General features: G+C 60.9%; 14 protein-coding genes. 2 read left to right on the top strand and 12 right to left on the bottom strand.

Annotated elements, in window-relative coordinates; genetic code table 11:
* Window position 1: 1 nt before the first annotated feature.
* The 12 genes from nuoM to ACA065_RS18320 form a co-directional block, all read right to left on the bottom strand.
* A complete protein-coding gene (nuoM, locus tag ACA065_RS18375; RefSeq protein ID WP_053256845.1) occupies window positions 2-1,534 on the bottom strand; it encodes an NADH-quinone oxidoreductase subunit M in 1,533 nt (510 codons plus the stop codon).
* A gap of 46 nt (window positions 1,535-1,580) precedes the next feature.
* On the bottom strand, window positions 1,581-3,434 hold the full coding sequence (nuoL, locus tag ACA065_RS18370; RefSeq protein ID WP_497690917.1) for an NADH-quinone oxidoreductase subunit L: 1,854 nt from the start codon (window positions 3,432-3,434) through the stop codon (window positions 1,581-1,583).
* Window positions 3,431-3,739, bottom strand: a complete 309-nt coding sequence (gene nuoK, locus ACA065_RS18365) for an NADH-quinone oxidoreductase subunit NuoK (RefSeq protein WP_017137520.1) — start codon at window positions 3,737-3,739, stop codon at window positions 3,431-3,433. Before nuoK ends, nuoL begins: the two co-directional genes overlap by 4 nt.
* Before the next feature lie 2 nt (window positions 3,740-3,741).
* Complete coding sequence (nuoJ, locus tag ACA065_RS18360) at window positions 3,742-4,245, bottom strand: NADH-quinone oxidoreductase subunit J (RefSeq protein ID WP_003219561.1); 504 nt, start codon at window positions 4,243-4,245, stop codon at window positions 3,742-3,744.
* Between the two features lie 9 nt (window positions 4,246-4,254).
* A complete protein-coding gene (gene nuoI / locus ACA065_RS18355) occupies window positions 4,255-4,803 on the bottom strand; it encodes an NADH-quinone oxidoreductase subunit NuoI (protein ID WP_003174725.1) in 549 nt (182 codons plus the stop codon).
* Between the two features lie 11 nt (window positions 4,804-4,814).
* Entirely contained in the window at window positions 4,815-5,822 is a 1,008-nt protein-coding gene (gene nuoH, locus ACA065_RS18350) for an NADH-quinone oxidoreductase subunit NuoH (protein WP_083357964.1), read from the bottom strand.
* Entirely contained in the window at window positions 5,819-8,533 is a 2,715-nt protein-coding gene (gene nuoG, locus ACA065_RS18345; protein ID WP_497690916.1) for an NADH-quinone oxidoreductase subunit NuoG, read from the bottom strand. The genes nuoH and nuoG overlap by 4 nt, the downstream gene beginning before the upstream one ends.
* Before the next feature lie 135 nt (window positions 8,534-8,668).
* The gene (gene nuoF / locus ACA065_RS18340) at window positions 8,669-10,027 is read right to left on the bottom strand and encodes an NADH-quinone oxidoreductase subunit NuoF (RefSeq protein WP_424490021.1); all 1,359 of its coding nucleotides are present in this window, start codon (window positions 10,025-10,027) and stop codon (window positions 8,669-8,671) included.
* On the bottom strand, window positions 10,024-10,521 hold the full coding sequence (nuoE, locus tag ACA065_RS18335; RefSeq protein WP_003174721.1) for an NADH-quinone oxidoreductase subunit NuoE: 498 nt from the start codon (window positions 10,519-10,521) through the stop codon (window positions 10,024-10,026). Before nuoE ends, nuoF begins: the two co-directional genes overlap by 4 nt.
* 2 nt (window positions 10,522-10,523) lie before the next feature.
* Complete coding sequence (gene nuoC / locus ACA065_RS18330) at window positions 10,524-12,308, bottom strand: NADH-quinone oxidoreductase subunit C/D (RefSeq protein ID WP_497690915.1); 1,785 nt, start codon at window positions 12,306-12,308, stop codon at window positions 10,524-10,526.
* 72 nt (window positions 12,309-12,380) lie between these two features.
* Complete coding sequence (locus tag ACA065_RS18325; RefSeq protein ID WP_003174719.1) at window positions 12,381-13,055, bottom strand: NuoB/complex I 20 kDa subunit family protein; 675 nt, start codon at window positions 13,053-13,055, stop codon at window positions 12,381-12,383.
* Window positions 13,056-13,065: 10 nt separating this feature from the next.
* Complete coding sequence (locus ACA065_RS18320) at window positions 13,066-13,479, bottom strand: NADH-quinone oxidoreductase subunit A (RefSeq protein WP_003219575.1); 414 nt, start codon at window positions 13,477-13,479, stop codon at window positions 13,066-13,068.
* Window positions 13,480-13,980: 501 nt separating this feature from the next.
* On the opposite strand from ACA065_RS18320, the gene lexA reads away from it, so the two are divergent.
* Both lexA and imuA read left to right on the top strand, forming a co-directional pair.
* Window positions 13,981-14,598: a transcriptional repressor LexA gene (gene lexA, locus ACA065_RS18315; RefSeq protein WP_094952635.1), complete on the top strand. Its 618-nt coding sequence runs from the start codon at window positions 13,981-13,983 to the stop codon at window positions 14,596-14,598.
* Window positions 14,598-15,212: a translesion DNA synthesis-associated protein ImuA gene (gene imuA / locus ACA065_RS18310; RefSeq protein WP_497690914.1), complete on the top strand. Its 615-nt coding sequence runs from the start codon at window positions 14,598-14,600 to the stop codon at window positions 15,210-15,212. Before lexA ends, imuA begins: the two co-directional genes overlap by 1 nt.
* The last annotated feature ends 1 nt before the right edge of the window (window position 15,213 follow it).

Here is a 15,213-nt window from a genome sequence, read left to right as displayed (position 1 = left end):
CTTACCGTGCCGAAGCGAGTTGAGTGAAGGCGGTGCTGAACCACTGCTGCACGCCATGCATCGTCGCGGCAGAAGTGTCCAGGAACGGTTGCGGGTACACGCCGATGTAGATCAGCAGTACCGCAAGGCCGAGCACCATGATCAGTTCGCGAGCATCCATCCCTTGCAGGACGGTGTCGGACTTGGCCGGGCCGAAGTAGGCGCGGTGGATCATGATCAGCGAGTAAACCGAACCAAACACCAGGCCGGAGGTAGCGATGGCGCTGATCCACGGTGTGTGCACGAACGAACCCATCAGGATCAGGAACTCGCCGATGAAGTTACCGGTGCCCGGCAAGCCCAGGGACGCGGCGGCAAAGAACAGGCTGATCGCCGGCAGGTAAGCGATGCGCGACCACACGCCACCCATTTCACGCATGTCACGGGTGTGCAGGCGCTCGTACAGCTGACCACTCAGGATAAAGAGTGCAGCGGCCGAAACACCGTGGGCCAACATCTGGATCACCGCGCCTTGCAACGCCAGTTGGCTGCCGGAGTAGATGCCGATCAGTACGAAGCCCATGTGGGAAACGGACGAGAAGGCGATCAGACGCTTGATGTCGGTTTGCGCGAACGCCAGGAACGCACCGTAGAAGATCCCGATCAGACCCAGGGTCATGGCGATCGGCGCGAACTCGGCCGAGGCATTCGGGAACAGCGGCAGGGCAAAACGCAGCAGGCCGTAAGCAGCGGTCTTCAGCAGGATACCGGCCAAGTCCACGGAGCCCGCGGTCGGCGCCTGGGCGTGAGCATCCGGTAACCAGGAGTGGAACGGCACCACCGGCAGCTTCACCGCGAACGCGATGAAGAAGCCCAGCATCAGGATGTACTCGGTGGTCAGCGACATCTTGGTTTTCAACAGGTCGGCGTAATTGAAGGTAATCACGCCCGTGCTGTTGAAGTTGACCAGTACCAGACCCAGGATCGCCACCAACATGATCAGGCCGGAAGCCTGAGTGAAGATGAAGAACTTGGTCGCCGCGTAGATCCGGGTTTTCTTGCCGTCCGAAGAACTGTGACCCCAGAGCGCGATGAGGAAGTACATCGGCACCAGCATCATTTCCCAGAAGAAGAAGAACATGAACAGGTCCAGCGCCAGGAACACGCCGACAACACCGCCCAAAATCCACATCAGGTTCAGGTGGAAGAAGCCCACGTGACGCTGAATTTCTTTCCAGGAGCAGAGTACCGAGAGGATACCCAGCAAGCCGGTCAGCAGGATCATCAACAGCGACAGGCCGTCGAGGGCCAGGTGCACGTTGATGCCGAAGCGCTGGATCCACACGTGCTTGAATTCAAGCGCGAAGGTTGGATCGACACCCGGTGCCGGAGCGAATGAATAGTCACCATGGGCCCACAGCCAGAGGCCGAGCGCGAGTTCCAGGGACATGGTCAGCAACGCAATCCAGCGGGGGAGGGTGGCGCCGAAGCGTTCACCCATCCAGCAGAGCAGGCCGCCGATAAAGGGGATCAGGATTAGCCAGGGCAGAATCATGACGGGCTCGTTTCCTTTCGCAAGTTCGCAAAGTACATAGACATAGTCAGACCGCTACCACCACGATGGCGCCGATCACCAGCACGGCACCGGCCGCCATGGAAGCTGCATACCAGCGCAGTTGACCCGTCTCGCTGCGGCTCAGGGCGGTGTGACCGGCCTTGGCGGCACGCGGGATCAAACCGATGGTCTGGTCGAGCGGGTCTTTGCGCAGTACATGGCTGATGGCTAGGTAAGGCTTGACGAACAGTTTGTCGTAGATCCAATCGAAGCCCCAGGCGGCGAACCACCAGGCCGAAAGGAAGCGGCCGATGCCACTGTTGGCAACCGCAGTCACGAAGCGACGCTTGCCGAGGAACAGCAGGGCCGCCAGCAGGATACCGGCCAGGGCGATGGCGCCCGAGGCGATTTCCAGGCTGTGCTTGGCAGCGCCGCCGGCATGGCCAGCGCTTTCCGGCAGTACACCGGCCAGAGGCGGGGTGATCATGGCACCGACAAACGTCGACAGGACGATCAGCACCGACAGTGGCAGCCAGTGGGAAATGCCGTGGCCTGCATGGGCTTCAGTCTTGGTTTCACCGTGGAAGGTGATGAAGATCAGGCGGAAGGTGTACAGCGAGGTCATGAATGCACCCACCAGGCCGGCGTACAGCAGGCCGTGGTTACCGCTGGCAAAGGCTTCCCAGAGGATTTCGTCTTTCGAGTAGAAACCTGCGGTCACCAGTGGCAGGGCCGACAAGGCCGCGCCGCCGACGATGAAGCTGGCGTAGGCCAACGGCAGTTTCTTCCACAGGCCGCCCATCTTGAAGATGTTCTGCTCGTGGTGGCAGGCAACGATCACCGCACCGGAAGCAAGGAACAGCAGGGCCTTGAAGAAGGCGTGGGTCATCAGGTGGAAGATCGCGCCGTCCCAGGCGCCAACGCCCAGGGCCAGGAACATGTAGCCGATCTGGCTCATGGTCGAGTAGGCGAGGATACGCTTGATGTCGGTTTGCACCAACGCGGCAAAACCGGCCAGTACCAGGGTCACGCCACCCACCAGGCCAACCAGATGCAGAATCTCCGGTGCCAGGGTGAACAGGCCGTGGGTACGCGCGATCAGGTAGACACCGGCAGTGACCATGGTTGCCGCGTGGATCAGCGCCGATACCGGCGTAGGGCCGGCCATCGCATCCGCCAGCCAGGTTTGCAGCGGCAGTTGCGCGGATTTACCCACGGCACCGCCCAGCAGCATCAGGGTCGCCAGGGTGATCCAGAAGTCACCGACCTGGAATTTCTGTGGTGCCAGCACCAGCAGTTCCTGGATGTTCAGCGTGCCCACTTGTTGGAACAGGATGAACAGGCCGATGGCCATGAACACGTCGCCGATGCGGGTAACGATGAATGCCTTGAGTGCCGCGTTACCGTTGTTGCGGTTGCTGTAATAGAAACCGATCAACAGGTACGAGCACAGGCCCACGCCTTCCCAGCCGAAGTACAGGAACAACAGGTTATCGCCCAATACCAGGAACAGCATGCTGGCGATAAACAGGTTGGTGTAAGCGAAGAAGCGCGAGTAACCGGCTTCACCGCGCATGTACCAGGACGCGAACAGGTGGATCAGGAAGCCCACACCCACCACCACGCCGAGCATGGTGATCGACAGGCCGTCGACATAGAGGGCGAAGTCAGGCTTGAAGCCGTCCACCGACATCCACTGCCACAGCACCAGGGTGTAGTGGCCGCCTTCTGGCGGCGCCACGTTGAATTGCCAAATGACGTAGGCGGCAACAATCGCCGACAGGCCAATGGAACCCACGCCGATCAAGGCCGAGAGGTTTTCTGACCAGCGTCCACGGGAGAACGACAGCAGCAGGAAACCGATCAGGGGAAATACGAAAGTCAGAAAGATCATGTTCATCCGCGCATCTCACTGGCAGCGTCGATATCAAGCGTGTGGAAGCGACGATACAGTTGCAGCAGGATCGCCAGGCCAATACTGGCTTCGGCGGCTGCCAGGCTGATCACCAGGATGAACATGACTTGTCCATCCGGCTGCGCCCATCGGCTACCTGCCACAACAAACGCCAGTGCTGCAGCGTTCATCATGATTTCCAGGCTCATCAACACGAACAGAATGTTACGGCGAACCATCAGGCCGACCAGGCCAAGGCAGAACAGGATGCCGGCGACCGCCAGACCATGCTCCAAAGGGATAGCAGGCATCGTCATTGCTCCTTGGCTTCGTTGCGGCCCAAGTGGAAGGCGGTGATGGCTGCAGCGAGCAGCAGCATCGAAGCCAGTTCGACCACCAGCAGGTACGGGCCGAACAGGCTGATGCCCACGGCTTTGGCGTCTACGGTGGTGTGGCCGATGGCCTGGCCGCTCTGGTGAGCGAACAGCACATAGAGCAGTTCACCCAGCAGCAGCGCTGCCAGGATGACCGGGCCGAGCCAGATGCCGGGCTTGAGCCAGACGCGTTCCTGGGCGACCGAAGCCGGCCCCAGGTTGAGCATCATCACCACAAACACGAACAGCACCATGATGGCGCCGGCGTAGGCGATCACTTCCAGTACACCGGCGAACGGTGCGCCGAGGCTGAAGAAGGTCATGGCCACGGCGATCAGTGAAATGATCAGGTAGAGCAGGGCGTGCACGGGGTTGGTGTTGGTGATCACGCGAAGCGTGGACACCACTGCAATACCCGACGCGAAATAGAAAGCGAATTCCATCTTTCTTCCTTAAGGCAGCAAGCTCTTCACGTTGATCGGCTCGGCTTCGTTTTGTGCGGCGCCCTTGGGCTTACCGGCAACGGCCATACCTGCAACACGATAGAAGTTGTAATCAGGGTTTTTACCGGGACCAGAGATCAGCAGATCTTCTTTCTCGTACACCAGGTCCTGACGTTTGAACTCGGCCATCTCGAAATCCGGTGTCAGCTGGATCGCGGTGGTCGGGCAAGCTTCCTCGCAGAGGCCGCAGAAAATGCAGCGCGAGAAGTTGATGCGGAAGAAGTCCGGGTACCAGCGACCGTCTTCGGTTTCAGCTTTCTGCAGGGAGATGCAACCCACCGGGCACGCCACGGCGCACAGGTTGCAGGCTACGCAACGCTCTTCGCCGTCGGGGTCGCGGGTCAGCACGATGCGGCCGCGATAGCGCGGCGGCAGGTACACCGCTTCTTCCGGGTATTGCAGGGTGTCGCGTTTGCGAAAGCCATGGCCGAAAACCATCACCAGGCTTCGCAACTGGGTACCAGTACCCTTAACGATGTCGCCAATATATTTGAACATGGGTCAAATCCTCACTGAACCGCGCCGGCTGGCGTGTTCAACAACACAACAGCAGCCGTCACCAGCAAATTGATCAGGGTCAGCGGCAGGCAGAATCTCCAGCTGAAATCCATCACCTGGTCATAGCGTGGGCGCGGAATAGAGGCGCGCAGCAGGATGAACAGCATGATGAAGAACGCCGTCTTCAAGAAGAACCAGAAGAACGCCAGTTGCGGCAGGATGTTGAACGGACCGTGCCAGCCGCCGAAGAACAGCGTGACCAGCAGGGCCGAGATCAAGATGATGCCGATGTACTCACCGACGAAGAACATGCCCCATTTCATGCCGGCGTATTCAATGTGGTAACCGTCGGCCAGTTCCTGTTCCGCTTCCGGTTGGTCGAACGGGTGACGGTGAGTCACGGCGACGCCAGCGATGAAGAACGTACAGAAGCCAAAGAACTGCGGAATGATGAACCACAGGTTCTGCGCCTGGTACTCGACGATGTCGCGCATGTTGAACGAGCCAACCTGCACCACGATGCCCATCAGCGCCAGGCCCATGAACACTTCGTAGGACACGGTCTGGGCCGAGGCCCGCAAGCTGCCCAGCAGGGCGAACTTGTTGTTACTGGCCCAACCGGCGAACAGCACCGCATAGACCGACAGACCGGCCATGGCGAAGAAGAACAGCAAGCCGATGTTCAGGTCCGCGACGCCCCAGGTCGGGGTGATCGGGATAACGGCGAAGGCGATCAGCAAGGCGCTCATGGCCACGACGGGTGCCAGGGTGAAGATCACCTTGTCGGCAAACGGCGGGGTCCAGTCTTCCTTGAAGAACATTTTGAGCATGTCGGCAGCAATCTGGAACATGCCGAATGGGCCAACGCGGTTCGGACCATAACGGTCCTGCCACCAACCCAGCAGACGACGTTCGACGAAGCTGAGCAAGGCGCCCGCGACGACCACGGCCAACAGGATCACGATGGCCTTGACGACCGAGATGATCACGTCGATCACTTCAGGGGTGAACCAGGTCATTGCGCTGCCTCCTGCAGACCGTCAACGGTTTGGCCAAAGATCGCCGGTGGAATACCGGCGAGGCCTTTAGGCAGTGCAACCAGGCCGGCACCCAACTCGTCGTTGATGCGCAGCGGCAGACGCAGGGTCTTGCCACCGACGTTCAAGCTGAGCAGGGCACCGTCGTTGACGCCCAGGCGGTCGGCTTCGGACTTGGCCACAGACACGTAGGCTTGTGGAATGCGCTCTTGAACCGGCGCGGCTTTGGAAGAGGTCTCTTCGCTGCCGAACAGGTGGAAGAACGGCACAACCTGCCAGGTGCCCTGGGCCGGGTTGAACGGACGCGGTACGGCGGCGAACCAGTTCAGCGAGTCACCGGTGCTTTCGATCAGGCGGGTGCCCGGGTCGCCAGCGCGGATGTGACCACCGACTTCGTCCTGGAATTTGTTCCAGGCTTGCGGCGAGTTCCAGCCCGGCGACCAGGCAAATGGCACCTGCTGACGCGGTTCGACCGAACCCGAGTAACCTTCCATGGAGAAGGCGAACGCGGTGTCGATGTCTTGCGGCGTACGTGGTTCATGCACGCTGATATCAGCACGCATGGCGGTACGGCCGGAGTAACGCAGCGGCTCACGGGCCAGTTTCATGCCCTTGATGCGGAACGAGGCAGACGGAGCAGCGTCGACAATACGTGCCAGTTGCGGCGCGCTGGCGGCGGCCGCTGCGGTGACGTGGTCGAGCTGGGTCCAGTCAATCGGCTGGTTCAGCAAGGTGGCGCGCAGGGCATGCAGCCAGCGCCAGCCTTCGTGAACCAGGATGCTGGCGTCCATGTACTTCGGATCGAACACCTGGAAGAAGCGCTGGGCGCGGCCTTCCTGGCTGACCAGCGTACCGTCGCCTTCGGCGAAGGTGGCGGCTGGCAGCACCAGGTCGGCACGCTCGCTGGTGGCGGTCTTCTGGTGGTCGGCAACGATCAGCACGTTGGCGGCGTCCAGCGCGGCGTCGACCTTGGCCGAATCCGTGCGGGTGTACAGGTCGTTTTCGAGTACCACGATGGCGTCGGCGTTGCCGTCAGTCACGGCTTGCAGCGCTGCATCCAGCGATTCGCCACCGAGCATGGCAAGGCCCAGGCTGTTGGCTTCCGGCACGACCAGGCTGATGGAGCCGTTCTTGTCGCGCAGCTTCAAGGCTTTGGCGATGTTGGCAGCGGCTTCGATCAGTGCTTTGGAACCCAGTGAGGTGCCGGCAATGATCAATGGGCGCTTGGCGGCCAGCAGGGCGTCGGCGATGCGTTGGGCGAGTTCGACGGCTTCTGTGTCCAGGCCTTCGACGGCAGGTGCGCTGGCGTCCAGGGCGTGAGCCACGGCGAAACCGATGCGCGCCAGGTCGTCAGGTGCGGCGTGGACGCATTCTTCGGCGATGTCGTCGAGCTTGGTTTCAGCCAGGCTTGCGATAAACAGCGGGTTCAGCGCGTGCTGGCCGATGTTTTTCACCGCGGCGTCGAGCCAAGGCTGTACGCGCATGGCGTCGGCCATGTCTTCGGCCTTGCCTTTGACCGACTGACGCAGCGACAGCGCGATACGCGCGGCGGTCTGGGTCAGGTCTTCACCGAGCACGAAAATGGCGTCGTGGTCTTCGATGTCGCGCATGTTCGGAACCGGCAGCGGGCTGTCGTTCAGCACTTGCAGGACCAGGCGGATGCGCTCCAATTCACCGGCTTCGATGCCGCAGTAGAAGTGCTCGGCGCCGACCAGCTCGCGCAACGCGTAGTTGCTTTCGAGGCTGGCGCGTGGCGAACCGATACCGACGATGTTGCGACCGCGCAGCAGGTCGGCGGCTTTATCCAGCGCGTCGTCCAGGCTCAGCTTGGCACCATCGGCCAACAGTGGCTGGCGCGGGCGGTCTTCGCGGTTGACGTAGCCGTAGCCGAAACGGCCACGGTCGCACAGGAAGTACTGGTTGACCGAACCGTTGAAGCGGTTTTCGATGCGACGCAGTTCGCCGTAGCGCTCGCCCGGGGAGATGTTGCAACCGCTGGAGCAGCCATGGCAGATGCTCGGCGAGAACTGCATGTCCCACTTACGGTTGTAGCGCTCGGAGTGGGTTTTGTCGGTGAACACACCGGTCGGGCAGACCTCGGTGAGGTTGCCGGAGAACTCGCTTTCGAGCACGCCGTCTTCAACGCGACCGAAATACACGTTGTCGTGGGCGCCGAATACGCCGAGGTCGGTGCCGCCGGCGTAGTCTTTATAGAAGCGCACGCAACGGTAGCAGGCGATGCAGCGGTTCATTTCGTGGGAAATGAACGGGCCGAGGTCCTGGTTCTGGTGGGTACGCTTGGTGAAGCGATAACGGCGCTCGTTGTGGCCGGTCATCACCGTCATGTCTTGCAAGTGGCAGTGACCGCCTTCCTCACAGACCGGGCAGTCGTGCGGGTGGTTGGTCATCAGCCATTCGACGACACTGGCGCGGAACGCCTTGGATTCTTCATCTTCGATGGAGATCCAGGTGTTGTCGGTGGCTGGCGTCATGCAGGACATGACGATACGACCACGGGTGTCGTTTTCGTCGGTGTACTGCTTGACCGCACACTGGCGACAGGCACCGACGCTACCAAGCGCGGGGTGCCAGCAGAAATAAGGGATGTCGAGGCCTAATGAGAGACATGCCTGTAACAGGTTGTCTGCCCCATCGACTTCGAGCGCTTTGCCGTCTACGTGGATAGTGGCCATGGTTCAAAGTTCTTCGTTGGCCCGTTGTCAGCGGGCGTGGCTAATGGAATCTTGTTATTCATGTGCATCTACACAGCCATCAAGGCGTCAGCACATGAGAAAGCGAAGGGCACGGACCCTTCGCCTTTTTAAGCGTTACGCACCAACCATGGTTGGTGTGACCACCTGATTCAGGTCACCGGCGCGCGCAGGTGCGATGCCAGCCTCGAATTCAGAGCGGAAGTATTTGATTGCGCTGCCCAATGGTTCCACGGCGCCCGGTGCGTGAGCACAGAAAGTCTTGCCTGGGCCGAGGAAGCCGACCAGACCCAGCAAGGTCTCGATGTCACCTGGCTGGCCTTCGCCGTTCTCGATCGCCATCAAGAGCTTCACGCTCCATGGCAAACCGTCACGGCATGGGGTGCAGAAACCGCAGGATTCGCGGGAGAAGAACTGCTCCATGTTGCGCAGCAGCGAGACCATGTTCACGGTGTTGTCGACGGCCATCGCCAAGCCAGTGCCCATACGGGTGCCGACCTTGCCGATGCCGCCGGCATACATTTGTGCGTCCAGGTGCTCAGGCAGCAGGAAGCCGGTGCCGGCGCCGCCCGGTTGCCAGGCCTTGAGGGTGTAGCCGTCGCGCATGCCGCCCGCGTAGTCCTCGAACAGCTCGCGAGCGGTTACGCCGAACGGCAGTTCCCACAGGCCAGGGTTCTTGACCTTGCCGGAGAAGCCCATGAGCTTGGTGCCCATGTCTTCGCTGCCTTCGCGGGCCAACGATTTGTACCAGTCCACGCCGTCGGCGATGATCGCCGGCACGTTGCACAGGGTCTCGACGTTGTTCACGCAGGTCGGCTTGCCCCACACGCCCACGGCGGCAGGAAAGGGCGGCTTGGAGCGCGGGTTGGCGCGGCGGCCTTCGAGGGAGTTGATCAGTGCGGTTTCTTCACCGCAGATGTAACGCCCGGCGCCGGTGTGCACGAACAGTTCGAAGTCAAAACCGGAACCCAAGATGTTCTTGCCCAACAGGCCGGCTGCCTTGGCTTCTTCCACGGCACGGGTGAGGTGCTTGGCGGCGGTGGTGTACTCGCCACGCAGGAAGATGTAGCCACGGTAGGTTTTCAGCGCGCGGGCGCTGATCAGCATGCCTTCGATCAGCAGATGGGGCAGTTGCTCCATCAGCATGCGGTCTTTCCAGGTGTTCGGCTCCATCTCGTCCGCGTTGCACAGCAGGTAGCGGATGTTGATGGATTCGTCTTTGGGCATCAGGCCCCACTTAACACCCGTGGGGAAGCCGGCGCCGCCGCGACCTTTAAGACCGGCGTCTTTCACGGTCTGGACGATGTCGTCCTGGGCCATGTCGGCGAAGGCTTTGCGCGCAGCCGCGTAGCCGTTCTTGGCCTGGTACTCGTCGAGCCATACCGCCTCGCCGTCGTCACGCAGGCGCCAGGTCAGCGGGTGAGTCTCAGGCGAACGCTTGATCAGGTTGGCCGGGCCGAAAGATGTAAGGGTCATGGGTAGCCCTCGAGCAATTGGGTCACGCCAGCTGGCTGCACGTCACCGAATGTGTCGTCGTCGATCATCAACGCCGGCGCCTTGTCGCAGTTGCCCAGGCAGCACACCGGCAGCAGCGTGAAGCGGCCGTCCGGGGTGGTTTGGCCAAGGCCAATGCCCAGCTTGTTCTGGATCTCGCTGACCACCGATTCGTGGCCACCGATGTAGCAGACCATGCTGTCGCACACGCGAATAATGTGGCGACCCACCGGCTGGCGGAAGATCTGGCTGTAGAAAGTGGCCACACCTTCAACGTCGCTGGCCGGGATGCCGAGGATCTCGCCGATGGCGTAGAGGGCGCCGTCCGGCACCCAGCCACGTTCCTTCTGGACGATCTTCAAGGCTTCGATCGACGCCGCGCGCGGGTCTTCGTAGTGATGCAGCTCGTGCTCGATGGCCGAGCGCTCGGTTTCACTCAAGGTGAAACGGTCTGTCTGGATAAGCGTGCTGTTCATGCTTAGCGGTCCACGTCGGCCATAACGAAATCGATACTACCCAGGTACGCAATCAAGTCCGCGACCATTTCACCTTTGATCACCGAAGGGATCTGCTGCAGGTGCGGGAAGCTTGGAGTACGAATCCGGGTGCGGTAGCTCATGGTGCCGCCATCGCTCGTCAGGTAATAACTGTTGATACCCTTGGTCGCTTCAATCATCTGGAAGGATTCGTTGGCCGGCATTACCGGGCCCCACGAAACTTGCAGGAAGTGCGTGATCAGGGTTTCGATGTGCTGCAGCGTGCGCTCTTTAGGCGGCGGCGTGGTCAGCGGGTGATCCGCCTTGTACGGGCCTGCCGGCATGTTGCGCATGCACTGCTCGATGATCTTCAGGCTCTGGCGCATTTCTTCGACGCGCACGATGCAACGGTCGTAGGCATCGCCGTTGGCCGCCAGCGGTACTTCGAATTCGAAGTTCTCGTAGCCGGAGTACGGGCGTGCTTTACGCAGGTCGAAATCGCAGCCGGTCGAACGCAGGCCAGCACCGGTGACGCCCCATTCCAGGGCCTCTTTGGTGTTGTAGGCAGCGACGCCGATGGTCCGGCCCTTGAGGATGCTGTTGTCGAGTGCGGCTTTCTGGTATTCGTCCAGACGCTTGGGCATCCAGTCGATGAACTCTTTGACCAGGCGCTCCCAGCCGTTCGGCAGGTCGTGCGCCACACCGCCGATGCGATACCAGGCCGGGTGCAGGCGAAAGCCGGTGATGGCTTCGATCACCTTGTAGGCGCGCTGACGGTCGGTGAAGGTGAAGAACACCGGGGTCATGGCGCCGACGTCCTGGATGTAAGTACCCAGGAACAGCAGGTGGCTGGTGATCCGGAAGAACTCGGCCATCATGATGCGGATGGTGTCGACGCGGTCCGGCACCTTGATGCCGGCCAGCTTCTCGACCGAGAGCACGTACGGCAGGTTGTTCATCACGCCGCCGAGGTAGTCGATACGGTCGGTGTACGGGATGAAGCTGTGCCACGACTGGCGCTCGGCCATCTTCTCGGCACCACGGTGGTGGTAGCCGACGTCCGGCACACAGTCGACGATTTCTTCGCCGTCCAGTTGCAGGATGATACGGAAGGCACCGTGCGCCGATGGGTGGTTCGGGCCCAGGTTGAGGAACATGTAGTCCTCATTGGTGCCGGAGCGTTTCATGCCCCAGTCTTCCGGACGGAAGCGCGCAGCCTCTTCTTCAAGCTGCTGCTTGGCGAGGGTCAGGCTGAACGGGTCGAATTCGGTGGCGCGGGCAGGGTAGTCCTTGCGCAGCGGGTGACCTTCCCAGGTCGGCGGCATCATGATGCGCGTCAGGTGCGGGTGGCCCGGGAAGTCGATACCGAACATGTCCCAGACTTCGCGCTCGTACCAGCTGGCGTTCGGCCAGATACCGGTCACGGTCGGCACGCTCAGGTCGCTTTCCGGCAGCGCGACCTTGATCATCACGTCGCTGTTACGTTCGATCGACAGCAGGTGATAGAACACGGTGAAATCGGCGCCGCTCGGCAGCCCCTGGCGCTTGGTGCGCAGACGCTCGTCCACGCCATGCAGGTCATACAGCATGACGTACGGCTTGGGCAGGTTGCGCAGGAAGGTCAGGACTTCGACGAGCTTGGCGCGCGCCACCCACAACACCGGCATGCCGGTGCGTGTGGCCTGGGCGGTGAAGGCGTCAGGGCCAAAACGGTTATTGAGTTCGACAACCACATCCTGGTCGTCTGCCTTATAAGGCGGGATGCGTAGAGCACTGCCTGTAGTCATGGTTTTTTATCGCTTTCGGTCAACGTAAAGAATGAAGCCAGGTTTTCGTTCTATAAAAGAAGCGGGGCTGGATCAGACTTCGTCGGGGCTGCGCAGGTTGGTGACTGCGATTCGCTGTTCGCGGCGCTGTTCCTTTTGTGACGGCATCTCGGCGCGATAAACGCCTTGATCACCGACAACCCAGGACAGTGGGCGACGCTCCTTGCCAATCGATTCCTGCAGCAGCATCAAGCCTTGCAGAAATGCTTCAGGGCGGGGCGGGCAGCCAGGCACGTAGACGTCCACGGGCAGGAACTTGTCCACCCCTTGAACGACGGAGTAGATGTCGTACATGCCACCGGAGTTGGCGCACGAACCCATGGAGATAACCCACTTAGGCTCGAGCATTTGCTCGTAGAGACGCTGAATGATCGGCGCCATCTTGATAAAGCAGGTTCCGGCGATAACCATGAAATCCGCCTGGCGCGGTGATGCCCGGATAACTTCGGCGCCAAAGCGCGCGATGTCGTGGGGCGCCGTGAAGGCGGTGGTCATTTCCACGTAGCAGCACGAAAGACCGAAGTTGTACGGCCACAGGGAGTTTTTACGTCCCCAGTTGACCGCGCCACTCAGCACGTCTTCCAGCTTGCCCATGTAGATGTTTTTGTGGACTTGGTCTTCTAACGGGTCGGAAACGGTTTCGCGTTCGCCGATTGGGTACTGCTCGTTAGGAGCATCCGGGTCGATCCTGGTGAGATTGTATTGCATCGCCAAAGCCTCATTGTTTCAGCTTCGCTTGCCGCTTGCGACGAGCTTCCGGAGCCCAATCAAGGGCGCCCACTCGAAATAGGTAGACAAGGCCTGCCAACAGAATTGCTATGAAAACGAGGGCTTCGACGAATCCGGTCCAGCCGCTTTCGCGGACGGACACAGACCAGGCAAAGAGAAAGAGGGCTTCGATATCGAAGATCACGAACAGCATCGCGACCAGATAGAATTTGGCTGAGAGCCGCAAGCGGGCGCCACCTGTAGGCAGCATGCCGGACTCGAACGGTTCATTTTTGCTGCGGCCCCAGGCTTTTGACCCGAGGAGGCTGGAGACACCAAGCATGAAGGCGCAAAGGCCGACAACACCGAGGAGGAAAATGGCAAAGCCCCAGTTGTGGGCCATGAGTCCTGTCGCTTCGGTCATGCTGGAAATCCTTAACAGAGAGCAAAGGTCTCTGAGCTCGAAAAAGTAACGATGCAGTGACGATATGTCGCACTGCAATCAATCGCGGTGATTTTATGGCTAAACACCGGGCAAGTAAAATTCCGATAGCGAAATTATTCGATGGAATAAGCACATAGTGCACCTTCTTGGGGCTGCAGCCCTTGCGGGACGGGCATTAGCGGGCTTTTTATCAAATATGTTTTGTTTAATCAGTAACGAAGTTTTCATGCGCTAAATGATAATGAATATTGTTTGCGTGGGTGTTAAGCGGGTAAAGGCGGTGTCGCGGGGGAAGTTGCTGTTACTTGTTAGATTGCCGCTAGTTGCTTGAAGGGATCTTTTAATCGATTTGATCCAGGCAAATACCGCTCTGGATCAATGTTTTGCTCAAAACCGAGTGGCGGGGCAGAGGATTGTGCTCAATCGCCCTCTCAGCCCCCGACTGATGGCTATTGTCAGAAAATTCCCACAAGAGTACAAATGTACTCCATGACAACCCTGACTCCCCGCCGCACCGCCATCCTGACCTTTATCCGCGACCGCATCGCGCAGCAAGGCCAACCGCCCAGCCTCGCCGAGATCGCCGAGGCGTTCGGCTTTGCCTCGCGCAGTGTCGCCCGCAAACATGTAGTGGCCCTCACCGAAGCGGGCTTTATAGAGGTCAACCCCAACCAGGCGCGCGGTATTCGCCTGCTCAACCAACCAGCCCGCCCCGAATGGCTGGACGTGCCCGTGCTCGGCCGCGTTGCGGCTGGCTTGCCCATCGGCGCCGACGCCGAAGTGCACAACCGCCTGCAGCTCGACCCCGCCACCTTCGCGAAAACCCCGGACTACCTGCTGCGGGTCCAGGGCGATTCGATGATCGAAGACGGCATCCTCGACGGCGACCTGGTCGGCGTACGCCGCAGTGCCGAAGCCTTGAACGGGCAGATTGTGGTGGCGCGCCTGGACGGCGAAGTCACCATCAAGCGCTTCGAGCGCCACGGCGAGCATGTACGCCTGTTGCCGCGCAACCCCGCGTATCAACCCATCGTGGTAGGGCCCGACCAGGACCTGGCCATCGAAGGGGTGTTCTGCGGCCTGGTGAGGCAAGGCTGATGGGCGCCGTCGTTGCCCTGGACGCGCTGTTCAATGGTGGCCGCGTCTGGAAAGGCCGGCCCGCCGCGCCACCGGCCAGCATGCACCCCACCGGGCTTGCGGCGCTGGACGCGGTGCTGCCCACGGGCGGCTGGCCGGAGTCGGCGCTGAGCGAAATCCTGATGGCCAGGGAAGGTGTCGGCGAGCTGCAATTGGTATTGCCGACCCTGGCGCGGTTGTCGGCGGCGGGGGAGCGCATCGTACTGGTCGCGCCGCCTTATACGCCGTACCCGCACGCCTGGCAGAACGCCGGGGTGGACTTGCGCCAACTCTCGGTGATCCAGGCCGAGGCACGCGATACCTTGTGGGCGGTAGAACAATGCCTGCGTTCCGGCAGTTGCGGCGCGGTGCTGTGCTGGCCGCACAAGGCCGATGACCGTGCCTTGCGCCGCTTGCAGGTGGCGGCCGAAACCGGGCAGACCCTGGCGTTTGCCTGGCGCTCTTTAAATGAAGCGGTCAATGCCTCGCCCGCCGCCTTGCGCCTGGCAGTCGAGGCAAAGCCTGCGCAAGTGCGCGTGCTCAAGTGCCGTGGCGGGCTGGCCCATCCGGCGCCGATTGCGCTGGCGGGGCACTGAG

It is taken from the genome of Pseudomonas sp. LBUM1640, from assembly GCF_059716225.1.
This window is presented reverse-complemented; position numbering and strand designations above follow the sequence as displayed.

What these genes read in the sequence shown, in the direction of transcription:
- nuoM (WP_053256845.1), bottom strand. Translation starts at nt 1,534, where the DNA reads ATGATTCTGCCCTGGCTAATCCTGATCCCCTTTATCGGCGGCCTGCTC.
- nuoL (WP_497690917.1), bottom strand. Translation starts at nt 3,434, where the DNA reads ATGAACATGATCTTTCTGACTTTCGTATTTCCCCTGATCGGTTTCCTG.
- nuoK (WP_017137520.1), bottom strand. Translation starts at nt 3,739, where the DNA reads ATGCCTGCTATCCCTTTGGAGCATGGTCTGGCGGTCGCCGGCATCCTG.
- nuoJ (WP_003219561.1), bottom strand. Translation starts at nt 4,245, where the DNA reads ATGGAATTCGCTTTCTATTTCGCGTCGGGTATTGCAGTGGTGTCCACG.
- nuoI (WP_003174725.1), bottom strand. Translation starts at nt 4,803, where the DNA reads ATGTTCAAATATATTGGCGACATCGTTAAGGGTACTGGTACCCAGTTG.
- nuoH (WP_083357964.1), bottom strand. Translation starts at nt 5,822, where the DNA reads ATGACCTGGTTCACCCCTGAAGTGATCGACGTGATCATCTCGGTCGTC.
- nuoG (WP_497690916.1), bottom strand. Translation starts at nt 8,533, where the DNA reads ATGGCCACTATCCACGTAGACGGCAAAGCGCTCGAAGTCGATGGGGCA.
- nuoF (WP_424490021.1), bottom strand. Translation starts at nt 10,027, where the DNA reads ATGACCCTTACATCTTTCGGCCCGGCCAACCTGATCAAGCGTTCGCCT.
- nuoE (WP_003174721.1), bottom strand. Translation starts at nt 10,521, where the DNA reads ATGAACAGCACGCTTATCCAGACAGACCGTTTCACCTTGAGTGAAACC.
- nuoC (WP_497690915.1), bottom strand. Translation starts at nt 12,308, where the DNA reads ATGACTACAGGCAGTGCTCTACGCATCCCGCCTTATAAGGCAGACGAC.
- ACA065_RS18325 (WP_003174719.1), bottom strand. Translation starts at nt 13,055, where the DNA reads ATGCAATACAATCTCACCAGGATCGACCCGGATGCTCCTAACGAGCAG.
- ACA065_RS18320 (WP_003219575.1), bottom strand. Translation starts at nt 13,479, where the DNA reads ATGACCGAAGCGACAGGACTCATGGCCCACAACTGGGGCTTTGCCATT.
- lexA (WP_094952635.1), top strand. Translation starts at nt 13,981, where the DNA reads ATGTACTCCATGACAACCCTGACTCCCCGCCGCACCGCCATCCTGACC.
- imuA (WP_497690914.1), top strand. Translation starts at nt 14,598, where the DNA reads ATGGGCGCCGTCGTTGCCCTGGACGCGCTGTTCAATGGTGGCCGCGTC.